The 20,567-nt window shown below is 69.1% G+C and carries 24 protein-coding genes and 1 pseudogene; 16 read left to right on the forward strand and 9 right to left on the reverse strand.

Features of this window, described 5'->3' with window-relative positions; genetic code table 11:
- Positions 1-92: 92 nt before the first annotated feature.
- Together AB0B45_RS50285 and AB0B45_RS50290 are read right to left on the reverse strand one after the other, a co-directional pair.
- Positions 93-482, reverse strand: coding sequence for a PPOX class F420-dependent oxidoreductase (locus AB0B45_RS50285; protein ID WP_358145982.1), 390 nt, complete (start codon positions 480-482; stop codon positions 93-95).
- 96 nt (positions 483-578) lie between these two features.
- Entirely contained in the window at positions 579-1,142 is a 564-nt protein-coding gene (locus AB0B45_RS50290; RefSeq protein ID WP_358145984.1) for a GNAT family N-acetyltransferase, read from the reverse strand.
- Positions 1,143-1,208: 66 nt separating this feature from the next.
- On the opposite strand from AB0B45_RS50290, the gene AB0B45_RS50295 reads away from it, so the two are divergent.
- A complete protein-coding gene (locus tag AB0B45_RS50295) occupies positions 1,209-2,225 on the forward strand; it encodes an aminotransferase class V-fold PLP-dependent enzyme (RefSeq protein WP_358145985.1) in 1,017 nt (338 codons plus the stop codon).
- Positions 2,222-2,539: a DUF952 domain-containing protein gene (locus AB0B45_RS50300; RefSeq protein WP_358145987.1), complete on the forward strand. Its 318-nt coding sequence runs from the start codon at positions 2,222-2,224 to the stop codon at positions 2,537-2,539. The genes AB0B45_RS50295 and AB0B45_RS50300 overlap by 4 nt, the downstream gene beginning before the upstream one ends.
- Here the strand turns inward: AB0B45_RS50300 and AB0B45_RS50305 are convergent.
- Genes AB0B45_RS50305 through AB0B45_RS50315 form a run of 3 tightly spaced genes read right to left on the reverse strand, consistent with a single transcriptional unit; the run spans position 2,518 to position 5,014 of the window.
- Positions 2,518-3,324 carry an ABC transporter permease gene (locus AB0B45_RS50305; RefSeq protein WP_358145988.1) on the reverse strand — a complete coding sequence of 269 codons (807 nt, stop codon included), beginning with the start codon at positions 3,322-3,324 and terminating at the stop codon, positions 2,518-2,520. The two genes, AB0B45_RS50300 and AB0B45_RS50305, sit on opposite strands and share 22 nt — an antisense overlap.
- A complete protein-coding gene (locus AB0B45_RS50310; protein ID WP_358145989.1) occupies positions 3,324-4,082 on the reverse strand; it encodes an ABC transporter permease in 759 nt (252 codons plus the stop codon). Before AB0B45_RS50310 ends, AB0B45_RS50305 begins: the two co-directional genes overlap by 1 nt.
- Entirely contained in the window at positions 4,082-5,014 is a 933-nt protein-coding gene (locus AB0B45_RS50315; RefSeq protein ID WP_358145991.1) for an ATP-binding cassette domain-containing protein, read from the reverse strand. The genes AB0B45_RS50310 and AB0B45_RS50315 overlap by 1 nt, the downstream gene beginning before the upstream one ends.
- 56 nt (positions 5,015-5,070) lie before the next feature.
- On the opposite strand from AB0B45_RS50315, the gene AB0B45_RS50320 reads away from it, so the two are divergent.
- From AB0B45_RS50320 to AB0B45_RS50355, 8 genes are all read left to right on the forward strand, one after another.
- Entirely contained in the window at positions 5,071-5,457 is a 387-nt protein-coding gene (locus AB0B45_RS50320; RefSeq protein ID WP_358145993.1) for a nuclear transport factor 2 family protein, read from the forward strand.
- A 568-nt stretch (positions 5,458-6,025) separates the two neighbouring features.
- Positions 6,026-6,490 carry a ribosomal protein L7/L12 gene (locus AB0B45_RS50325; RefSeq protein WP_358145996.1) on the forward strand — a complete coding sequence of 155 codons (465 nt, stop codon included), beginning with the start codon at positions 6,026-6,028 and terminating at the stop codon, positions 6,488-6,490.
- Positions 6,491-6,508: 18 nt separating this feature from the next.
- A complete protein-coding gene (locus tag AB0B45_RS50330) occupies positions 6,509-6,754 on the forward strand; it encodes a hypothetical protein (protein ID WP_358145998.1) in 246 nt (81 codons plus the stop codon).
- Between the two features lie 354 nt (positions 6,755-7,108).
- Complete coding sequence (locus tag AB0B45_RS50335) at positions 7,109-8,782, forward strand: enoyl-CoA hydratase-related protein (RefSeq protein WP_358145999.1); 1,674 nt, start codon at positions 7,109-7,111, stop codon at positions 8,780-8,782.
- Between the two features lie 31 nt (positions 8,783-8,813).
- Positions 8,814-10,343 carry a UDP-N-acetylglucosamine 1-carboxyvinyltransferase gene (locus tag AB0B45_RS50340; RefSeq protein ID WP_358146001.1) on the forward strand — a complete coding sequence of 510 codons (1,530 nt, stop codon included), beginning with the start codon at positions 8,814-8,816 and terminating at the stop codon, positions 10,341-10,343.
- 139 nt (positions 10,344-10,482) lie between these two features.
- Positions 10,483-11,514 carry a tyrosine-type recombinase/integrase gene (locus AB0B45_RS50345; protein ID WP_358146003.1) on the forward strand — a complete coding sequence of 344 codons (1,032 nt, stop codon included), beginning with the start codon at positions 10,483-10,485 and terminating at the stop codon, positions 11,512-11,514.
- A 121-nt stretch (positions 11,515-11,635) separates the two neighbouring features.
- Positions 11,636-12,271 carry a LysE family translocator gene (locus AB0B45_RS50350; protein ID WP_358146005.1) on the forward strand — a complete coding sequence of 212 codons (636 nt, stop codon included), beginning with the start codon at positions 11,636-11,638 and terminating at the stop codon, positions 12,269-12,271.
- 7 nt (positions 12,272-12,278) lie between these two features.
- A complete protein-coding gene (locus AB0B45_RS50355) occupies positions 12,279-12,602 on the forward strand; it encodes a M24 family metallopeptidase (protein ID WP_358146021.1) in 324 nt (107 codons plus the stop codon).
- A gap of 44 nt (positions 12,603-12,646) precedes the next feature.
- On the opposite strand, the gene AB0B45_RS50360 is transcribed toward AB0B45_RS50355, so the two are convergent.
- The gene (locus AB0B45_RS50360; RefSeq protein WP_358146006.1) at positions 12,647-13,171 is read right to left on the reverse strand and encodes a GyrI-like domain-containing protein; all 525 of its coding nucleotides are present in this window, start codon (positions 13,169-13,171) and stop codon (positions 12,647-12,649) included.
- Positions 13,168-13,959 carry a MerR family transcriptional regulator gene (locus tag AB0B45_RS50365; RefSeq protein WP_358146008.1) on the reverse strand — a complete coding sequence of 264 codons (792 nt, stop codon included), beginning with the start codon at positions 13,957-13,959 and terminating at the stop codon, positions 13,168-13,170. Before AB0B45_RS50365 ends, AB0B45_RS50360 begins: the two co-directional genes overlap by 4 nt.
- 82 nt (positions 13,960-14,041) lie before the next feature.
- Between AB0B45_RS50365 and AB0B45_RS50370 the strand changes: the two genes are divergently transcribed.
- Positions 14,042-14,797, forward strand: coding sequence for a MerR family transcriptional regulator (locus tag AB0B45_RS50370; RefSeq protein ID WP_358146010.1), 756 nt, complete (start codon positions 14,042-14,044; stop codon positions 14,795-14,797).
- A 43-nt stretch (positions 14,798-14,840) separates the two neighbouring features.
- Here the strand turns inward: AB0B45_RS50370 and AB0B45_RS50375 are convergent, their stop codons facing one another.
- Positions 14,841-15,641 carry a putative protein N(5)-glutamine methyltransferase gene (locus AB0B45_RS50375; protein ID WP_358146012.1) on the reverse strand — a complete coding sequence of 267 codons (801 nt, stop codon included), beginning with the start codon at positions 15,639-15,641 and terminating at the stop codon, positions 14,841-14,843.
- 205 nt (positions 15,642-15,846) lie between these two features.
- On the reverse strand, positions 15,847-17,220 hold the full coding sequence (locus AB0B45_RS50380; protein WP_358146013.1) for a pyridoxal-dependent decarboxylase: 1,374 nt from the start codon (positions 17,218-17,220) through the stop codon (positions 15,847-15,849).
- Positions 17,221-17,349: 129 nt separating this feature from the next.
- Here AB0B45_RS50380 and AB0B45_RS50385 point away from each other — a divergent pair, with 129 nt between their 5' ends.
- From AB0B45_RS50385 to AB0B45_RS50405, 5 genes and pseudogenes are all read left to right on the forward strand, one after another.
- Entirely contained in the window at positions 17,350-18,705 is a 1,356-nt protein-coding gene (locus AB0B45_RS50385) for a PLP-dependent aminotransferase family protein (RefSeq protein ID WP_358146014.1), read from the forward strand.
- A 21-nt stretch (positions 18,706-18,726) separates the two neighbouring features.
- On the forward strand, positions 18,727-19,257 hold the full coding sequence (locus AB0B45_RS50390; protein ID WP_358146015.1) for a class I SAM-dependent methyltransferase: 531 nt from the start codon (positions 18,727-18,729) through the stop codon (positions 19,255-19,257).
- 63 nt (positions 19,258-19,320) lie between these two features.
- Positions 19,321-19,638: pseudogene (locus tag AB0B45_RS50395) on the forward strand (transposase family protein); the annotation flags it as partial.
- 70 nt (positions 19,639-19,708) lie between these two features.
- A complete protein-coding gene (locus AB0B45_RS50400; protein WP_358146017.1) occupies positions 19,709-20,092 on the forward strand; it encodes a transposase in 384 nt (127 codons plus the stop codon).
- Between the two features lie 54 nt (positions 20,093-20,146).
- Positions 20,147-20,476: a hypothetical protein gene (locus AB0B45_RS50405; RefSeq protein WP_358146019.1), complete on the forward strand. Its 330-nt coding sequence runs from the start codon at positions 20,147-20,149 to the stop codon at positions 20,474-20,476.
- The last annotated feature ends 91 nt before the right edge of the window (positions 20,477-20,567 follow it).

Genomic DNA, 20,567 nt, shown 5'->3' on the forward strand with positions numbered 1-20,567 from the left:
CCAGCACACCCGGACCCGCCTATTGGCGGTAACGCTACAAATCCCCTCGATCACACTGCGGCATCACGGGCAGAGGCTCGCGTAACGCACTCTCACACCTTGCGGCTCGACCGAGGCCCATCCAAACCCCAAGAGATGATCTTGCTGGGAGTGATCGTGATGATCTCCCGTGAGAAATACGGCACCGGCGGCTCGTGGTCAGTCAGGGCCACCGCCGAGCCCCGGATCTCGATGCCGCGCACCACCCACGGGTCCACCGAGGCCAGGTCGTCGACGACGAACGACACCGTGCTGCCCTGCTGGACATTCCTAAACTTCTTGGACGCCCCCAGCGCGTGCCCGCCGATGGTGATCGTGCCCGAAGAGGCGTCCACGAAGAACCCCACAGGGTTGTTCTGGACATGGCCGGTCGGAGAGACAGTGGCCAGGCGGCCAAGGCGCTGTTCAGTCAGATAGTCGAGTTCTGCCTGCGTGAAGATCATACGGCAAGCATGCAACCTTGACACTGGCGTCAATCAAACTGGCAGTGGTCGCGAGCACGGCGACCACCACGCCAGGCCACCGCCCCGCCGCACCCGCTAACGCGACAAAGCAACCCACTCCGAGCTGAGCATCGCGTACACGACCTCATCGGTCCACTCGCCCTTGACCAGCTCGTTCTCCACCAGATGAGCCTCACGGCGCATCCCCAGCTTCTCCAGCACCCGCCCCGAAGCCGTGTTCCGGCCGTCCAACCGCCCCACGATGCGGTGCAGCCCCAACTCCTCGAACCCCAGCCGCAGCATCTCCCTGCTCGCCTCCGGCGCATACCCCTTGCCGTGGAAGTCAGGATGCAGCACGTACCCGATCTCACCCTGCTCGTGCTGACGGCTCGTCCAGTTCAGCAACACCTGCCCGATCACCTGCCCCGTCTCACGCAACGTGACAGCAAGATCGAGCACATCGCCCTCCTCCAGCACCGCCACCCGCGTCACCCGCTTGTCCAGCATCTGACGCGAACCCTCAAGATCACGAGGCTCCCAGTACAAGAACCGAGCCACCTCAGGCAAACGCTCCCACGCATTAATCGCCCGCAGATCATCACCAGTGAAAGGACGCAACGACAACCGCTCGGTCACGAGCGGAAAAGAAGGCTTGAGCATCCCCGCAGTGTAGGAAGCACACCCCGCGAAAGCGACACATTTTCCCGCTTCCCTAAGCTGACCGACATGCACCTCGACGCCGCCCGCAAACTCTGGCAACCCAGCCCGGGCTGGCTCAACACCGCCAGCTACGGCCTGCCACCCACCCCCGCCTACGACCAACTCCAAGCCGCACTCACCCAATGGCGACACGGCAGCACCGACTGGCAACCCTGGGACGACCAGGTCACCCGCTCACGTGCCGCCTTCGCCACCCTCATCGGCGCACCCACCCAAGACATCACCATCAGCTCCACCGTCTCCCAGATCATCTCCCAGATCGCCACCGCCCTCCCACCACACGCCCGCGTCCTGGTCCCCGACATCGAATTCACCAGCAACCTCTACCCCTGGGCCACAGCAGCCCACGTCGACACCGCCCCACCCGACCGCCTGGCCGACGCCATCACCCCCGACACCACCGCCGTCGCCTTCAGCCTCGTCCAATCGGCCACCGGCCAACTCGCCGCCCTCGACGACATCATCCAAGCCGCCCGCGCCCACGACACCCTCGTCATCGCCGACGCCAGCCAAGCCTGCGGCTGGCTGCCCATCACCACCCACGGCCTCGACGCCCTCGCCTGCGCCGCCTACAAATGGCTGATGTGCCCACGCGGCGCCGCCTTCGGCTACCTATCACCCCGCCTACGCGAACGCATGACACCCACCGCCGCCAACTGGTACTCCGGCACCAGCATGTACGGCATGCCGCTCACCCACCACCCCGACGCCCGCGCCTTCGACCTGTCACCCGCCTGGTTCTCCTACGTCGGCGCCGCCCCCACCCTCGACCTGCTCAACCAACTCGACATCAACGACATCCGCCGACACAACCTCGCCATGGCCAACCGCTTCCGCACCGGCCTGGGCCAACCACCAGGAGACAGCGCCATCGTCTCCCTCGACACCACCCACCCCGACAACCCGCAACGACTCCAACGCGCAGGCGTCCGCATGGCCGCACGCGCAGGAAAACTACGCGCCAGCTTCCACCTCTACACCACCGAACTCGACGTCGACCTCGCCCTGGAGGCCCTCACATGAACGTCCTGCACATCGCCTACGCCACCGACTGGCACCACGCCCAAAACACCGGCGAATACCGCATCTCCACCCGCGGCCGCACCCTCGAACAAGAAGGCTTCATCCACCTCAGCACCGACCGCCGCCAAGCCCAAGCCGTCACCGACCGCTTCTACACCGACGTCACCGAACCCCTGCTCCTGCTCGAAATCGACCCCACCGGCCTCGACATCCGCTACGAAACCCCAGAAGGAAGCGACGAGACCTTCCCCCACCTCTACGGCCCCCTCCCGACCAGCTCAGTGACCGCCGTTCACGAACACAACACCCGCTGAATCCGCCGAGAAGCCACCCACAACCCCAACACCGCCAGCGCCGCCAGATACAACGCGTGCCCCGCCAACGCCCACTCCAAGCGCCCCAACGCCAGACCCCGCACCAACTCCACCGCCTGATACAACGGCGTCACCTCCACCACCGCCGCCAACACCGGCGGATAACCCCCCACCGGCGCGAACGTCCCAGAAAACAGGAACAACGAGAACTGCGCCGCCGTCATCAGATCGAAGTCCTGCCACCCCCGCAAGAACGTCGACACCGCCATCCCCACCGCCCCGAACGCCACCCCCACCAGCATCGTCGCCGGAAAAGCCGCCAACGCCCACCACGGCTCCGCCAACCCCATCACAGCCATCACCAGCAAGAACGCCGCCGTATAGAACGAGCTACGCACCATCGCCCACGTCAGTTCACCCAGCGCCACCTCGATCGGCCGCACCGGCGTCGCCAAAATCGCCTCGAACGTCTTGGCGTACTTCATCTTGAAAAAGAAGTTGAACGTCGTCTCCGCCAACGCACCGTTCATCGCCGAAGCCGCCAACATCGCCGGAGCCACGAACACCGCATAGGACACCACCCGCCCATCACCCAGCGGAATCCGCCCCACCAACGCACCCACGCCGACCCCGATCGACAACAGGTACAACAACGGCTCGAAAAACCCCGACACCAGCACCAGCCAGTACGAAGCCCCGCTCCGCAACGCCCCCAGATTGCGGCCCACCACCGCACCAACCCGGCCCGCCGACACCTGCCGAGCCACCAACAAGGTCACCATCATCAGTCCTGAAGTCGCTTACGGAAGGCATAGGCGGCCCAGCACAACCCCGCCACACCGAACACCAGCAGATAACCCACATGCACCCACACCGGCCACGGGGGAGCGGCCCCCAACGTCGCCGCCCTGCACAACTCCACCCCATGCCACAACGGCGACGCATACGCCAACGGCCGCACCAACTCAGGCAACTGCTCCACCGGAAAGAACACCCCGGCGAACAACGTCGAAGGAATCATCACGAACCGAAACAGCAACGCGAAGTAACTGTCATGATCGATCGACGCCGCGAACGCCGACACAGGCGCCGCCACCGCCACCGCCAACACCCCGACCACCAGCAACGTCACCACCGACCACACCGACGACAACGCCCCGAACCCGGCCACCACAGCCAGGAACACCACCGCCGCAACCTCCACCCGGAACACCACGTAGAGCATCCAGCCCCGCACCATGTCCCACGCCGACACCCGCGTCGCGAACATCGCATGCGCGCCCCGCGTCCACTTGAACTCGCTCAGCACGCTGTAGGTGCACTCACCCACCGCCATCTGAAACGCCGTCGACGCCAACACCCCCGGCACGATCCACTCCACGTACGGCACGCCACCCACCGTGCCCACGTAACCCCCGACCCCCAGCCCGATACTCGCCAGGAACAGCAACGGCAACAGGAACGTCGAGAACAACGACGCCCGCCACAACCGCTTGTACAACGTCAGATGCCGCTCCAGCACAGCCACCGTCGGATGCGCCATCAGTCCACCAACGTCCGGCCGGTCAGGTGCAGGAACACATCCTCCAGCGACGAACGCCGCACCAGCACACTCGAAGGCGCCAACTCCCTGCGATGCACCTCCGACACCGCCTCATCGCCGTCCTTGGCATACAACAGGATCCGATCAGGCAACACATCCACCCGATCACCCACCCCCGACAACCGCTCCACGAACCCCTCCAGCAGCTCGGCCCCGAACCGCAACTCCACCACCTCGGCAGAGGAATACGCCTCGATCAACGACCGCGGCGACCCCTCGGCCACGATCCGCCCGCCGTCCATCACCACCAGCCGATCACACAACTGCTCGGCCTCATCCATGTAGTGCGTCGTCAACACCAACGTCACCCCACGCTGCTTCAACCGGAACAACCGCTCCCACAGCAGATGCCGCGCCTGGGGATCCAACCCCGTCGTCGGCTCATCCAGCAACACCAGATCAGGCTCGTTCACCATCGCCCGCGCGATCGTCAACCGCCGCTTCATCCCACCCGACAGCGGCTCCACCTTGCTGGAAGCCTTCTCCGTCAACTGCGCGAACTCGAGCATCTCCTCGGCCCGCTCCCGCGCCTGCGCCCGCGACAACCCGAAATACCGGGCATAGGTCGTCAAGTTCTCCCGCACCGTCAGATCAGGATCCAGATTGTCCAACTGCGGGCACACACCCAGCCGCGCCCTGATCGCCGGCCCCTCCCGCACCGGATCCATCCCCAAGATCCGCAACTCACCCGCCGACGGCATCGACACACACGAGATCATCCGCATCGTCGACGACTTACCCGCCCCATTGGGACCCAGGAACCCGAACGCCTCGCCGGGAGCCACCTCGAGATCGATGCCGTCCACCGCGGTGAACTCACCGAACCGCTTGACCAGCCCACGCGCCGAGATGAGAGATTGAAGAGCAGCCACGAGCCGGAACACTAACCAACGGCACCGACAAAACCGCAAGCGATTAAATCAGCACCATGAACACCCGCACCGCCGCCCAGCGCTTCGCCGACACCTGGCAGCACGGCTGGACCCACCACGACCTCGACGCCCTGGCGACCCTCTACGCCGACCACGCCGTCCACACCAGCATGCCCTTCCGCCCACCCCACCACGGCAAAGCGGCCATCCTCGACTACATCCGCTGGTCCTTCGACGGCGAGACACCCATCACCGTCACCTTCCACACACCCCTCGTCGACGGCGACCGCGTCGCCATCGAATTCCGCGTCCACGCCCTCGACGGCGACCAGCCCACCGTGCTCGCAGGATGCGTCTTCGCCCGCTTCGACCCCGACGGCCTCGCCATCGAGACCCGCGACTACTGGCACACCGAACCGGGGGAGAGTGGTCACGCACAGTAACCGGCCGAAACACCACAGAGGCCGCCCAGCGGGGGAGAGGAGAGCTGACAGCCACCCCCGCACCACTCAGGCGCACACCAAGAAGGCCCGCGGAGCCACACCCCGCAGGCCGAAGCAACCCCAACGATCAAGGGGGAGCGGTGACCGCCCGAACGAGAACCTAGGAGCTCAACACCCGCACACCAGGCGACTGCCGAACGGCCTCGACCGGCTGCTGCCGGTGCTGGTGCTGCTGCTGTTGCGGCTGCCGCGCGGCCATCCGCTCGGCGCACCCGCCCTCGCAGTACCCGTTGGTCACGATGAGCCGGCCACGAGCCGTCGTGTACGCGTCACGGCCGCTAGCGGGTAGAACCCCCTGGCACACCTGGCACAAGACCGAGTCGTTCCCCACGTGTGCTCCCTAATCCGATGTACGGATTACCCACACTATGCGACCCAATCATTCCGGGTCAGTCTTTCCACGATCCGTCAAGGGATCCCGTCAGGAGAGCGCGCCACCACCGCGCCACCACCACTACTTGACATAATGTTCATTATCGAGCAAACGCCGGCCGGATACGATCACGCCATGCCGAACATCGGAGTGGCCGAACTCCTCATCATCCTCGCGGTCATCGCCGTCATCGTGCTCCTGGCGATCCTCATCATCGGCGCCGCCGTCCGCGTGAGCCGCCGACCGGCCACAGCGCCACCCATGCAACCGATGATGCGGCCGACCGCGCCGCACGACCTCGAAGGCGCCCTGCGCGACCTGATCGCAGGCGGCCGCCAGATCCAGGCCATCAAACTCCTGCGCCAGCACACAGGCCTCGGCCTCAAGCAGGCCAAAGACGTCGTCGACGCCATCGCCGCAGGCCACGGCCACCCCATGTTCGCCGGCCTCCGGCGCCCGCCCGCCGGCGCCCGGCCCGACCTGGCCACCCGCGTCCGCGAACTCAAGTCCGCCGGCCGTACCGAACAGGCCGTTCACCTGGTGATCGGCGAGACGGGCATGGGCCAGAGCGAGGCCGAAGCCTTCGTCCAGGCGCTGTGATCCGGTTACGATCGACACATGTTGACGAGCCTGGGCTCCCTCGTCCTGCTGACCGTGCTCGTGACCGCCGTGATCCTGTTCTTGATCTTCGTGGCCGTACGGCTGACGCGACGGCCGCGTAACCGCCTCATCCCCGCGCTGGACGTCACCGACCAGGCTCGCGAGCTGAAGGCGACGGGCCAGTTCCAGGAGGCGGTCTTCCTGGTGCGCGGCGAGACGGGCATGAGTCACCGCGCCGCCACCCGATTCGTGCGAAAGCTGTGAATCGATGCTAAACCGGACAGAAGGTGAATTCTGTTTGGTATAAGAAAAGGGGCAGAACCCCCCGCCGGAACAGTCCTGGACATGCCGCCTGCCGGGCACACGCACGGCACCCCGTCTCCCCTGGTCGAAGATCGTTGGAACGTGCCGCGCCACCCCGGCCACCAGGCACCCGTCCCCCATGTAGTCGATCTTGCCCGTCCCCCATTTCTGAGTGAAACATCCCCGCCTGTCCGTTTTGTCCGATATCGCATGTCGGGAAAATCGGGAATTTGAGCGTTTCTGTCACTTGGGTTTGCTCAGGCATGTCAGCATCACTCTCTTAGTCAAATGTTCGGCTCTGAAGGATGCTCCAAAGTGCGGATTCTGCTTCTTGTATCGGCGTTCAACGGTCTGACCCAGCGTGCGTGGATCGAGTTGCGCGAGGCGGGCCACGAGGTGACGGTGGAGCTCGCGATCTCCGAGGAGGTCATGCTCGAGGCCGTCTCGCTGGCCAAGCCCGACCTGATCATCTGCCCGTTCCTGAAGGACAGGGTGCCCGAGCGGCTCTGGCGCGAGCAGAGGGTGATCATCATCCACCCCGGCCCGCGCGGTGACAGGGGTCCGTCCTCGCTGGACTGGGCGATCCTGGAGGGCGAGCGGCGCTGGGGTGTGACGGCGTTGCAGGCGGTCGAGGAGATGGACGCCGGTCCGATCTGGGGGTGGCGGGAGTTCGCGCTGCCGGAGGATCCCGCGCGCAAGAGCAGTCTGTACAACGGGCCGGTGGCGGACGCGGCGACCGAGCTGGTGCTGGAGGTGGCGCGCAAGGCCGAGGACCCGGCTTTCGTGCCGATGCCGTTGGACTACGGGCGGCCTGAGGTGTGGGGCAGGTTGCGTCCGGCGATGCGGCGGGTGGATCGGGAGTTCTCGTGGGCGGAGTCGTCGGACCGGGTGGTGCGGCGTATTCGGGCCGCTGACGGGTCGCCGGGTGCGGCGGCGGTGTTGTGCGGGATGGATGTGCGGGTGTTCGACGCGCGGGTGGGGCCCCAGTTGATGGGCCAGCCGGGTACGGTGGCGGCTCGTCGTGGTGGGGCGGCGCTGGTGCACACCGGTGACGGCACGGTGTGGGTGGGTCAGTTGCGGCGTGAGGACCGTGGTGGGGTGAAGCTGCCTGCGGTGTCGGTGCTGCGGCGGCGGTTGGGGCGGGCTCCGTCGTCGCAGCCGGGGTTTTCGGAGATCACGTATCAGCGGGCCGGCCGGGTCGGGGTGGTGACTTTCGACTTCTACAACGGGGCGATGGCGACCAATCAGTGCCGGCGGTTGGTGGAGGCGCTGCAGTATGCGGTGGCGCAGGACACGCGGGTGCTGGTGGTGCGTGGTGGTGAGGTGTTCTCCAATGGGATTCATCTGAATGTGATCGAGTCGGCGCGTCATCCGGAGATGGAGGCGTGGATGAACATCAACGCGATCAACGGGGTGTGCCGGGAGATCATTTCGTGTACGGGGCAGTTGGTGGTGACGTCGATGGCGGGCAACGCCGGTGCCGGTGGGGTGATGATGGGGCTGGGCGCGGACCGGGTGCTGGTTCGTGAGGGGCGGGTGTTGAATCCGCACTATCGGACGATGGGGTTGTTCGGTTCGGAGTACTGGACGTATGTGCTGCCTGCGCGGGTGGGTGCGGAGGTGGCGCAGTCGTTGACTATTGAGGCGTTGCCGGTGGGGGCGGCTCAGGCGGTGTCGATGGGGTTGGCCGATCGGGTGGTGAAGGGGTCTCGGGAGGAGTTCGAGCAGGAGGTCCTGGAGTTCGCCGAGCGGTTGGCGGGTCGTGATGATTATGCGGAGTTGGTGCGGGTCAAGCGGGAGCGTCGGGAGGAGGATGAGCGGCGCAAGCCCTTGGACGCCTACCGGATCGAGGAGCTCGCGGAGATGAGCCGGGACATGTTCGATGATCGGCGGGGGTTCTCGGAGGCGCGGCGGGGTTTCGTGGGTAAGGCGAAGGCGGTGGTGACGCCGGAGAATGTGGCGGTGCATCGTGGTGTGTCTCGTCTCTGAGGAATCTCATATGTGAGATATGTTGCCTGTTGTGGCAGATGACTATCTTGTGCGGATCGGTAAGCTGATCAGGGACGCGCGGCAGCACCGGGGTTGGACGCAGTTGCAGCTCGCGGAGGCGCTCGCGACGAGCCAGAGTGCGGTCAACCGCATCGAGAAGGGCAATCAGAACATCAGTCTTGAGATGATCGCCCGCATCGGTGAGGCGCTGGACAGCGAGATCGTGTCGCTGGGTTATGCCGGTCCCATGCATCTGCGGGTGGTGGGCGGCCGGCGGCTGTCGGGCAGCATCGAGGTCAAGACGAGCAAGAACGCGTGTGTGGCGTTGTTGTGCGCGTCGCTGCTGAATTCGGGGCGGACGATCCTGCGGAAGGTGGCGCGGATCGAGGAGGTCTACCGGATTCTGGAGGTGCTGGCCTCGATCGGGGTGCGGGCGCGGTGGATCAACGGCGGCGCCGACCTGGAGATCGTGCCGCCGGCCCAGCTGGATCTGGCGTCGATGGACACCGAGGCGGCGCGCCGTACCAGGAGCGTGATCATGTTCCTGGGACCGTTGATGCATCGCACGGACCAGTTCGAGATTCCGTACGCGGGCGGCTGCGATCTGGGGACGCGGACGGTGCAGCCGCACATGAGCGCGCTTCGGCACTTCGGGCTGGAGGTGACGGCGACGGGCGGGATGTACCACGCCAAGGTGGATGCGTCGGTCTCCCCCACCAGGCCGATCGTGCTGACCGAGCGGGGCGACACGGTGACGGAGAACGCGCTGCTGGCGGCGGCCCGTCATGACGGGGTGTCGGTGATCCGTAATGCCTCCTCCAACTACATGGTGCAGGACCTGTGCTTCTTCCTGGAGGAGCTGGGTGTGAAGGTGGAGGGCATCGGCACGACGACGTTGACGGTGCACGGGGTGCCGCAGATCGAGGCGGATGTGGACTACTCCCCCTCTGAGGATCCGGTGGAGGCGATGAGCCTGCTGGCGGCGGCGGTGGTGACCTCCTCGGAGCTGACGATCTGCAGGGTGCCGATCGAGTTCCTGGAGATCGAGCTGGCGGTTCTGGAGGAGATGGGCCTCGACCATGATCGGGGGCTGGAGTACCGGGCGGCCAATGGCCGTACGCGGCTGGTGGATCTGACGGTGCGGCCCTCGAAGCTGGTCTCCCCCACCGACAAGATCCATCCGATGCCGTTTCCCGGGCTGAACATCGACAATGTGCCGTTCTTCGCGGCGATCGCGGCCTCGGCGCAGGGTTCGACGCTCATCCATGACTGGGTCTACGACAACCGGGCGATCTATCTGACGGAGCTGACGCGGCTGGGGGCGTCGGTGAAGCTGCTGGATCCGCATCGGGTGCTGGTGGAGGGTCCGACGCGGTGGCGGTCGGCGGAGATGATGTGTCCTCCGGCGCTGCGGCCGGCGGTGGTGGTGCTGCTGGCGATGATGGCGGCCGAGGGCACCTCCGTGCTGCGCAACGTCTATGTGATCAACCGGGGGTATGAGGATCTGGCGGAGCGGTTGACGGCGCTGGGCGCGCGGATCGAGATCTTCCGCGACATCTAGGGTGCTCGCTGGGTGAGGCCGGTGGCGTGTTGTGCGCCGCCGGCCTTGTGGTGTCGGGGCTTGGATGGTGCGCGCGGGCGGGTTTTTGTCGGTGGCGCTCGGTACGGTCTTGCCGCGGATCTTCTAGGCGAGGAGGGGCATGCGGCCTGCGGAGCTCAACAGGCTGACGGTGGCGGAGGCGGCTGACCGCTATGTGGAGCTGGTGCGCGCCAAGACGTCGACGGGGGCGTTGTCGGCCTCGACGGCGGAGGTGTACGCGCGCGACGCCGCGACGCTGGTGGCGTTGGCCGGTGAGGGCACGGTGCTGGACGATCTGACGGGTGAGGACGTGGACGCGATCCTGCTGGCGTTCGCGCGCAAGCCTGACGGGCGGCGGGCCGCGGCGAGCGGGGGGTTGCAGAGCGCCTCGTCGCAGGCGCGCTTTCGGCGGTCGATCTCGGCGCTGTTCAAGCACGCGGCGCTGGCGGGGTGGGTGCAGATCAATCCGATGGCGATGGCGACGGTGTCGGCCAAGCAGCGGGGCGGGTTGCGGCCCGAGCGGCGGGCGTTGACGCGTGAGCAGGCGCAGGGGCTGATCGGGGCGGCGCGGGAGCTGAAGCCGGGGCAGGCGGCCGGGGGGCGGCGCAGGCCGCGCAGTGATCAGCGGATGGAGTTGCGTGATGCGTTGATCGTGCTGCTGCTGTCGACGATGGGGCCGCGGGTCTCGGAGCTGGTGCGGGCGAACGTGGAGGATTTCTACACCAACGACGGGGTGCGCTACTGGCGGATCTTCGGCAAGGGCGGCAAGACGCGTGATGTGCCGTTGCCGGGGTTGGTGGCCGAGGCGTTGGCGGCGTATCTGGCCGGGGGGCGGGCTGAGACGGCCGACAAGGCGTTGCTGCTGTCGTGGCGGGGGCGGCGGCTGGCGCGCGGCGATGTGCAGGCGGTGATCGACAGGGTGCAGCGGGAGGTGGATCCGTCGCAGCGGCGTTCGGTGACGCCGCATGGGCTGCGGCACACGACGGCGACGCATCTGCTGGCTGACGCGGTCGACATGGACGCGGTGCGCAGGGTGCTGGGTCACAGTGATCTGGCGACGCTGGGGCGTTATCGTGACGAGCTGCCGGGTGAGCTGGAGGTGGCGATGCGCGCCCATCCGTTGCTGAAGCCGCCGCCGGAGCAGCGCAGGTGATCCTTCCGTACGGCACGCGGTGGCCGGCCGCCGCCCCGGGCGGGTGGCCGGCGTCTGTCCAGGGATAGGCCTGCTCGGGGGCGCGTGGCGGGGGTGGGCGACGGAAGGCATCATGGGGTCCATGACTTCGGCTGTGCTGTCGTTCGCGCTCGTCGCGGCGTTCCTCACGATCGTTCCTGGGTTGGACACGGCGCTGGTGTTGCGTTCGGCGTTGACGCAGGGCAGGCGGCAGGCGTTCGCGACCGCGCTGGGCGTCAACACGGGGGTGCTGGTGTGGGGGGTGGCGGCCGCGGCCGGATTGTCGGCGTTGCTGACGGCTTCGCAGGTGGCTTTCACGGTGTTGCGGTATGCGGGGGCGGCCTACATGGTGTGGTTCGGCGCGTCGATGATCGTCAAGGCGCGGCGGGAGGGGCTGGTCGCGCAGGCGGGGGTGCTTGCCGTACGGGAGGAGAGCGGCGGTGTGGTGGCGGCGTGGGCCAGGGGCGCTTTGACGAACCTGCTCAATCCGAAGATCGGTGTGTTCTATGTGGCGTTGTTGCCGCAGTTCCTGCCGCAGGAGGCCCCGCCGCTGGTGGGTGGGTTGCTGCTGGCGCTGGTGCACAACCTCGAGGGCATGGTGTGGTTCACGTTGCTGATCGCGGGTGCGGGGGTGGCGCGGTCGTGGCTGGAGCGGCCGTGGGCGCGGCGGGTCATCGATGGGGTGACCGGCACGGTGCTGGTGGGTTTCGGGGTGCGGTTGGCGCTGTCGCCGCAATAGCGCGCCCCTGGCGAGCGTCGGCGCGGCGATCGGCGCCGGCGCCTCCGAAGGCGGCTACGGCACGCCCGCCGACTTCGGAGGGCACGATATCGGGCGGCAGATGCACGAGGACCCGGCCGTCCCCAACCGCGGCAGGCCAGGCCGGGGACTGCCGCTGCGGCCTGGGCTGGCGCTGGCGATCGAGCCGATGTTCGTGCAGGACGGCGTCGGCCGCTACCGGATCGCGGCCGACGGGTGGACGCTGCGCAGCCGTAGCGGTGCCAGGGCGGCCCACGCCGAGCACACGGTGGCCGTCACCGGTGCGGGGCCTCGCGTGCTGACCCTCCCGTAAGGCGCACCGCCCCCCGACGTCTCCGCCCGGGCGGGCGGGTCAGCTCAGCCGGTCGCCGCCGCGCTCCTGACCGGCTGGCGCAGCACGGTGCGCATCTTGGCGGGGTCGCTCTCCTGCAGGTCCGACAGGTAGACCTCGTGGTGCAGGCCGTTGGCCACCAGGTCGTGCGCGTCCATGTACTGCTGCATCGCCGCCAGCGTCAGGTGCTCCTCGCTGTAGGGGCCCTCGTGGACGAGTTCCACGCACTGGCCCTCGGTGTAGGTGACCACCTGCACCCGGTCGACCGCCATCCCGGACGGCCGCGCCGACTCCCTGGCCGCCTCCATCGCGCCGGGCTCGGGCGCCACCGGCAGCGGCAGGTGCAGGTGCCAGCGCCACTGCTCGCGCGGCACGCTCAGCGCGGGCCGGGCGTCCTCCACCCACCAGCGGCCCTCCAGCGGGCCGATGGGGGCGTTCATGGCGCCGGCGACGGTGTAGAGGGCGGCGATCGCCGAGGCGTGCTCGCTGCCGCCGGGTTCGCCCAGGCCGGTGACGGTCAGGGCGGTGACGGGGCCGTAGCTGGTCATCATGGTCGTTCCTCCAGGGGAATCTGTAGGTGGGTGATGAGCTGGTCGGGTGGGGTGCGGCCGGGGTCGGAGGCGTAGACCTCGCGGATCGGGCCGCGGGCGGGGTGGCCGCGTTCGGCGCACCACGCCACCAGGGCGTGGGAGGTCAGCGAGATCTGGTCGTAGGGGCCGATGTGGGTGGCCTGGGCGAACCGGCCGCCGGTCAGCACGCGAGGGGAGGCGCCCGCGACCGGAGATCGGGTCACCAGCGCGACCTCGACCGTGCACGGCTCGGTCAGTTCGACGGGGAACAGCCCGATCAGCTCGGGCTGCTGCCCCCGCTCCCCCGCGGCTGCGCTGTCCCATGTGGCCATGAGCCTGGCGACGCAGGCCGAGGTGGCCCTGGCCACGTCCAGGTCGTCGGCGGCCTGCTCGGCCGTCACCGCCACCAGCAGCGACGGCACCTCCACCTCGACGACGCGGGCGGCGGGCAGTCCTTGCTCCATGACCCGTTCGAGGGCGGACAGGGTTCGCCGCCGTCGTTGCAGCTCGGCTTCCAGATCGTCGCGGACGTGGCCGAGTGCGCCTGCCGTACCTGACAGGACCTGGCCGATGACCGCCAGCGGCACGTCGAGTGAGCGCAGCAACCCGATCGACAGCGCCTGGCGGGCCTGGGACGGGTGGTAGTAGCGGTAGCCGCTGTCCTCATCGACGTGGGCGGGGCTCAGCAGGCCGAGCTCGGCGTAGTGCCGCAGCTGTTTGACGCTGAGCCTGCTGAGACGGGCGAACTGCCCGATCGGCAGAAGATCCATGTCTCAAGCATGGACTCTCCCCTGGTGGGAAAGTCCAGCCAGGTTTGACCCTCACGTTGGGTGAGGGTTCATGCTGGGGTGCATGAGTTTGTCCGTGGGGCAGGTCTCGCGTCTGGCCGGGGTGACCGTGCGCACGTTGCACCACTACGACGAGATCGGGTTGCTGTCTCCGTCCGAGCGTAGCGGCGCGGGCTACCGCCGCTACAGCGACGCCGATCTGGAGCGGCTGCAGCAGGTGCTGTTCTACCGCGAGCTCGGCTTCGGCCTGGAGGAGATCGCGGCGATCCTGGACGATCCGGGCAGCGATGAGATGACGCACCTGCGGCGCCAGCACGAGCTGCTGACCCTGCGCGTGGCCAGGCTGCGCGACATGGTCGCCGCGGTGGAGATCGCGATGGAGGCGCGCAGCATGAACATCACGCTGACGCCCGAGGAACGCTTGGAGGTCTTCGGCGACTTCCGGCCCGAGCAGCACCAGGCGGAGGCCGAGCGGCGCTGGGGCGGCAGCAGCGAGTACGCCATCAGCCGCCGCAGGGTCGCCTCCTACACCAAGGCCGACTGGCTCCAGCTGCGGGCCGAGGCGGCCGGCATCGGCGCCGAGCTGGTGGAGGCGTTGAAGGCCGGTGTGGCGGCCGACAGCGAGCAGGTGATGGATCTGGCCGAGCGCCACCGCGGGCACATCAGCCGCTGGTTCTACCCGTGCACGCCCGAGATTCATCAGGGGCTCGGCCTGCTGTACGTGAGCGATCCGCGCTTCAGCGCCACCTTCGAGGCGATGGCGCCCGGTCTTGCCGCCTACCTGTGCGCGGCCATCGAGGCCAACACCGCCCGCCTGTGACCCTTCCGGGTACGGCAGGCGGGCGGTGCCGGCGCCTTGCTTGTCACGCGGGTGGGAGGCTTCCGATGACGACGGTGGCGTACAGCTCGTCGGAGGTGGCGACGAGGGCGTGCAGGCCGTTGCCGGTGAAGGCCTCGACGGCGTGCGGCGCCTGCCGTTCGCTGGTCTCCACCAGCAGGCTGCCGCCCGGCGCCAGCCACGCGGGCGCGGCCGCCGTCACCCTGCGCATGACGTCGAGCCCGTCCGCTCCGCCGTCGAGCGCCACCCGCGGCTCGTGGACGCGGGCTTCGGAGGGCAGCAGCTCGACGTCCTGGCTGGGCACGTAGGGGACGTTGGCGATCAGGACGTCGACGCGGCCCATCAGGTGGGAGGGCAGCGGCGTGAACAGGTCGCCTTCGTGGACGTGCCCGCCGAGGTGGGCCAGGTTGCGCCGGGCGCACCGGACGGCGGCCGGCTCGATGTCGGCGGCGTGCAGTTCGAGCCGCGGGAGGGCGGCGGCGACGGCGGCGCCGAGCGCGCCCGACCCGCAGCACAGGTCGACGACGACGGCCGGCCGCTGCGGGGTGGCGGCGGCTCGGGCCAGTTCGATCGCCTGGTGGGCGAGGAACTCGGTGCGGCGGCGGGGGACGAACACCTGCGGGTCGACGGCCACGCGCAGGTCGCAGAACTGCGCCCAGCCCAGGACGTGTTCCAGCGGTAGGCCCGCGGCGCGCTGTTCGACCATGGCGGTCAGTTCGGCGGGCGTGGTGGCCGCGGCCGTGAGCAGTTCGGCCTCGTCCTCGGCGAAGACGCAGCCTGCCGAACGGAGGGTGGAGACGATGAGGGACAAGGGTGGAGCCGGCATGAGCGCCTTTCGGGGAATGCCTGTGGGCGCTCCCTCCGCTCTCACGCGCGTGCGGCGGCCCGGACGGCTGTGAGGTGGGAGCACCCAGCCTGCTGTGGCGAAATGGGTCTCACCTCCTCGGTCGCAGTGCTGCTGGAGGTCGCAACGATACCCGAGCCGCTCGCGCGCGGGCACGCCGGGGGTGTCAGGAGGTGGCGGGCAGGCCTCACAGCAGGTGTCGCAGGGTTTCGGCCGCCCGCAGCGCGTCCGCCTGGCTCGTGCGCCAGTTGCTGAAGGCCGCCCGCAGCGCCGGAACCCCGTCGAGGACGGTCGGGGTGAGGAAGACCTCCGGCGCGGCCGCCTTGGCCAGGGCGGCCAGCCGTTCCTGTGTCGGATCCGAGGCCAGGGTGAAGCAGACGACGTTCAGCCGCACCGGGGCCAGCAGCCGCAGCCCGGGCATGGCCTCCACGGCCTGGCCCAGCGTCCGCGCGCAGGCCACGCATCGCTCGACGATCTCCCTGTAGCCCTCGCGCCCGTAGGCGCGCAGGGTGAACCAGGCTGCCAGTGAACGCATGCGGCGGGAGTTCTCCGGGCTCAGGTGGACCAGGTCGGGGTTGTCGCCGAGCGGGCCGAGGTAGGCGGCGGCGTTCTGGAAGACGCGGGCCTGCAGGTCGCGGCGGCGGGTGAATGCCACGGCGCTGTCGTAGGGGACGTTCAGCCATTTGTGCAGGTCGACGCAGACCGAGTCGGCCGTGTCCAGGGCGGCGAGCAGGTGGGCGTGCTCGGCGGACAGGGCGGCGAAGGCGCCGAAGGCCGCGTCCACATGCAACCAGAACCCATGCCGCTGTTTCAGCTCGGCCAGCGCGCGCAGGTCGTCGAAGTCGACGGTGTTGACCGTTCCGGCGTTGGCGACGACCACGCAGGGCCCCTCCGCCTGCCGCAGGGCGCGTTCCAGGGCGGCCGGGTCGATGGCTTCGCGGCCCGGCAGGAGGGGCACCGTGATCAGGCTGTCGCGGCCCATGCCGAGCATGGACAGGCCCTTGGAGATGCTGGAGTGCGCGCTGCCGGACAGCACCCGCACCCTGCCGAGGGCGGCGGTGCCCGCCTCGGCGACCGAGACGCCCTGGGTTTCGCCGAGCCATTCACGGGCGATCGCCAGTCCGACGGTGTTGGACATGGTGGCCCCGCTGACGAAGACGCCCTGGTGGGCGGCGCTCAGCCCGAACAGTTCGCCTAGCCATCGGACCGTCTCGCGTTCCAGGTGCTGGCCGGTGGGGTCCAGTGACGACATGGCGTTCTGGTCCACGGCGCCGGTCAGCCAGTCTCCTGCCAGCGCGGCGGGGGTGACGCCGCCGGTGACGAAGCCGAGGTAGCGGGGCCCCGCGCTGGCCGACAGTCCGGGTTCCCAGCGTCGCGCGAACTCCTCGAGGGCGCCTTCCAGCCCGATCCCCGTGTACGGCAGCGCCGCCGCCTGCGGGGCCGGCCATTCGGGGACGACCGGCCGCTCGGCCAGGCCCTCCAGGAAGGCGGTGGCCCGTTCGCGGGTGCTGTCCAGCAGGGCCGGCAGCCGGGCGAGGTCACCGGCCAGATGCGAATCCACGTGCGTGCTCCTTGTTCTTGGTTCTGGGGCTCAGTTATTGGGGTTCATCGGCGTGCTTGGGCTCGTCGGCTGCCGACCATAGCCGCTGGCCCCGCCCACGGCTTGGTCCAATCATGGAAAGCTGGACCAATGCAGGCGAGTGAGGAACGGCTGGTCGCCGCGCTCGGCCAGTGGCGCAGGCCCGGAGTACCGCTGGTGGCCGCGCTGGCAGGCGCGGTGCGCGAGGCGGTGCTCGACGGGCGGCTCAGGACCGGCAGCCGCCTGCCCGCCGAGCGCCGCCTGGCGGGCGCGCTCGGCGTCAGCCGCGGCACCGTGGTCGCCGCCCTGGCCACCCTGCGCGACAGCGGCTGGGTGCGGACACGGCAGGGCAGCGCCAGCACGCTGCGGCTGCCGCCGGAACTGGCCGAGCGGATCGCACCCGTGTCGGCCAGCGGCGCCATGGGGCTCATCGACCTGCGCAGGGCCGTGCCCGCCGCGCCGCAGGACGCCTTCCAGGCGGCGATGCTGCGCGTGGGCGAGCAGGCCGGCCCCGTCCTGGCCCAGGACGGCGAACCGGGCCCAGGCCTCGCCCCGCTCCGCTCGCTGATCGCGCAGCGCTACACCGGGCAGGGGCTGGCCACCCGGCCTGAGCAGATCCTGGTCACCTCCGGAGCGCGGGCGGCCTTCGCGCTGCTGTGCGCGCACCTGCGGCCCCGGGTGGCCGCGGTGGAAAGCCCCACCTACTTCGACGTCCTGTCCCTGCTGCGCGGCACCGGCGCCAGAGCGGCCGCCTTCGGGGTCGACTCCCACACCTGGGACCTGGACCAGCTGGCCGACGCCTTCGCCGCCGCGCGCGGCGGCCTGGCCTACCTGGCGCCCGACTTCCAGAACCCCACCGGCGCCCTCATGACAGCCGCCGCCCGCCATACGGTGGCCGAGCTGGCCGCGGCCAACGAGGTCACGGTGGTCGCCGACGAGACGCTGCGCGAGCTCGACCTGCGCGACGACCCCGTCGCTTCGCCCAGGATCGGCGGGGCGGTGCTGATCGGCTCGGCCAGCAAGACGCTGTGGGGCGGCCTGCGCATCGGCTGGATCCGCGGGCCCGCCGTACTGATCGGCGAGCTGAGCGCGCACCCGCTGTGCGGGCCGCTGAGCGCGGCGCCCACGCAGCAACTGCTGGCCGTCGAGCTGCTGGCCGGGCTGGCGCCCATCCTGCACAGGCGCAGGGCCGAACTGCGCCGCCAGCGTGACCATCTGGCCGCGCTGCTGGCCGGCGACGAGCGCTGGCACTTCACCCTTCCGCAGGGCGGGCTGGCGCTGTGGCTGCGGCTGAGCGCCGCCCGGGCCGACGAGGTCGCCGCGGCCACGAGCCGGGCGGGCGTGAGCCTGACGCCGGGGCCCCGCTTCGCCGCCGACGCCACCCTCGTCCATCACCTGCGCATCCCCTACACCCCGTCGCTGCCCGCCCTCGACCGGGTGGCCGCCGCCCTGTCCGCTGCTTGCTGACCACCCGCCTGCTGACCAGGGGTGAGCGCGCGGCTGGGTGATGCGCGGCGACTGCTGGTACCGGACGCGAGCGTGGACGCGGTCCTGCTGCTGGGCCCGCTCTACCATCTGGCCGAGCGCGCCGATCGGGTGCGAGCCCTGGCTGAGGCATGGCGTGCCGTACGGCCCGGCGGTCAGGTGGCGGCCGCGACCATCAACCGCTACGCGGCCGTGCACGACACGGTCCGCCTCGGTCATTACCTGCGGGAGCGGGAACGGCAGGCCGCGCACGCGGCTGCGGCGGACGGGATCATGCTTTCTCCCGTAAGGGGTTTCACCGCCTACTTCCACGATCCGGACGAGGTTCCGGGGGAGTTCGCCGACGCCGGGTTTCCGGAAGTCGAGCGGTACGGGCTGGAGGGCGCCTTCTGGCTGTACGGCGACGTCAACGACTGGCTCGACGACCCCGAACGCCGCGCGCTCATGCTTGACGCCCAACGCTCGATGGAATCGGTGCCGTCACTTCTGGGAGACAGTGGCCACATGCTCACCATCACCCGCCGAGCTCGGTAGCCAGCGGGGCCGGTCGGCCCGAACCACGAGGAGCCGCGACGAAGCGGACGAGCGGCGGCGTGTCGAGAATGCGGCACGGCGTCGTCGCGGGTGCACAGTCGCTACCGACGGCTGCTCCACGATCTTCCGGCCGCGGGCCGTCCGGTCCGGATCGCCGTCACGGTGCGGCGCTTGACCTGTCAGAACCCGGTGTGCCGGGTGCGGAGGTTCGCTGAATCGGTGCCGGGTCTGACCCGGCGGTTCGCCCGCCGCACGACACTGCTGCGCCGGCTCTTGGAGCTTATGGGGCTGGCGCTGGCCGCGCGGGCTGCTGGAGTTGCTGGGCGTGCGGGTGGGCCGCGACTCGCTCATCGGACTGATCCGCGCCCTGCCCGACCCTGAGGCCAGCCAGGTCACGGTGTTGGGCGTGGACGACTTCGCCAAACGACGCGGGCAGTCGTAAGCGACCTTGATGATCGACATGGACACCCACCGGCCCATCGACGTCCTGGACGACCGCGAGGCCGACACCTTGGCGGAGTGGCTGCGCGCGCACCCGGGCGTCGAGGTCGTGTGTCGTGACCGCGCCGGGGCCTACGCGAACGGCGCCCGTGAGGGCACACCGGACGCGATCCAGTGTGCGGATCGTTGGCATCTGTGGGCCAACCTGGGCGAATACGTGGAGAAGGCCGTCGCCGCCCACCACCGGTGCATCACCACGCCGCGCTCAAGCAGGCGGCCGCCAAGGGGCTGCCCGATCCTCGGCAGGCCGCCGCGCAGGCGACGGTCGCCCAGGCCGAGAGCCGGTCCCGCGTGGTGCGGGCGCGAGAATGCTATGAGCAGGTGCAGGCACTGAAGGCCGAAGCGCAAGAGCCAAGGCGCGATCCAAAGAGATCTCCGCTTGGCCCCCATGACCGTCCGGAAGTACTACCACGCCGAAACCGTCGACGGGCTGGTGGCGGCCTCGCTGGCCGGATGGCCGAGCAAGCTGGACAACTACAAGCCCTACCTGCACGAACGCTGGAACTCCGGCTGCACCAACATCCAGCAGCTGGTCCGAGAGATCAAGGCGATGGGTGACCGCGGCGGCTACTCCACCGTCTGCGCCTACCTGCGGCAATTCGCCAGAGCGGCGGCACCACCCGCCGTTCCCGCACCACCCAAGGTGCGCCACATCACCAGATGGATCCGCCGCCGCCCCGCAGCCGTCACCGAATCGTCGTCAAGAGTGCTTCCCTAGGGCGCGTATCGAGTCGTGATCAAGTGGTGGTCCGGGTGAGGTGCTTGACCCAGATCATTGAGGCGCGCAGATGGAGGCCGGCGAGGTAGCT

Source organism: Nonomuraea sp. NPDC049152, from assembly GCF_040648355.1.
Lineage (GTDB): Bacteria > Actinomycetota > Actinomycetes > Streptosporangiales > Streptosporangiaceae > Nonomuraea.

Excerpts from the sequence above, each read along its gene's own strand:
- AB0B45_RS50285 (WP_358145982.1), bottom strand. The coding sequence starts at position 482 with ATGATCTTCACGCAGGCAGAACTCGACTATCTGACTGAACAGCGCCTT.
- AB0B45_RS50290 (WP_358145984.1), bottom strand. The coding sequence starts at position 1,142 with ATGCTCAAGCCTTCTTTTCCGCTCGTGACCGAGCGGTTGTCGTTGCGT.
- AB0B45_RS50295 (WP_358145985.1), top strand. The coding sequence starts at position 1,209 with ATGCACCTCGACGCCGCCCGCAAACTCTGGCAACCCAGCCCGGGCTGG.
- AB0B45_RS50300 (WP_358145987.1), top strand. The coding sequence starts at position 2,222 with ATGAACGTCCTGCACATCGCCTACGCCACCGACTGGCACCACGCCCAA.
- AB0B45_RS50305 (WP_358145988.1), bottom strand. The coding sequence starts at position 3,324 with ATGATGGTGACCTTGTTGGTGGCTCGGCAGGTGTCGGCGGGCCGGGTT.
- AB0B45_RS50310 (WP_358145989.1), bottom strand. The coding sequence starts at position 4,082 with ATGGCGCATCCGACGGTGGCTGTGCTGGAGCGGCATCTGACGTTGTAC.
- AB0B45_RS50320 (WP_358145993.1), top strand. The coding sequence starts at position 5,071 with ATGAACACCCGCACCGCCGCCCAGCGCTTCGCCGACACCTGGCAGCAC.
- AB0B45_RS50325 (WP_358145996.1), top strand. The coding sequence starts at position 6,026 with ATGCCGAACATCGGAGTGGCCGAACTCCTCATCATCCTCGCGGTCATC.
- AB0B45_RS50330 (WP_358145998.1), top strand. The coding sequence starts at position 6,509 with ATGTTGACGAGCCTGGGCTCCCTCGTCCTGCTGACCGTGCTCGTGACC.
- AB0B45_RS50345 (WP_358146003.1), top strand. The coding sequence starts at position 10,483 with ATGCGGCCTGCGGAGCTCAACAGGCTGACGGTGGCGGAGGCGGCTGAC.
- AB0B45_RS50350 (WP_358146005.1), top strand. The coding sequence starts at position 11,636 with ATGACTTCGGCTGTGCTGTCGTTCGCGCTCGTCGCGGCGTTCCTCACG.
- AB0B45_RS50360 (WP_358146006.1), bottom strand. The coding sequence starts at position 13,171 with ATGATGACCAGCTACGGCCCCGTCACCGCCCTGACCGTCACCGGCCTG.
- AB0B45_RS50365 (WP_358146008.1), bottom strand. The coding sequence starts at position 13,959 with ATGGATCTTCTGCCGATCGGGCAGTTCGCCCGTCTCAGCAGGCTCAGC.
- AB0B45_RS50370 (WP_358146010.1), top strand. The coding sequence starts at position 14,042 with ATGAGTTTGTCCGTGGGGCAGGTCTCGCGTCTGGCCGGGGTGACCGTG.
- AB0B45_RS50375 (WP_358146012.1), bottom strand. The coding sequence starts at position 15,641 with ATGCCGGCTCCACCCTTGTCCCTCATCGTCTCCACCCTCCGTTCGGCA.
- AB0B45_RS50385 (WP_358146014.1), top strand. The coding sequence starts at position 17,350 with ATGCAGGCGAGTGAGGAACGGCTGGTCGCCGCGCTCGGCCAGTGGCGC.
- AB0B45_RS50400 (WP_358146017.1), top strand. The coding sequence starts at position 19,709 with ATGATCGACATGGACACCCACCGGCCCATCGACGTCCTGGACGACCGC.
- AB0B45_RS50405 (WP_358146019.1), top strand. The coding sequence starts at position 20,147 with ATGACCGTCCGGAAGTACTACCACGCCGAAACCGTCGACGGGCTGGTG.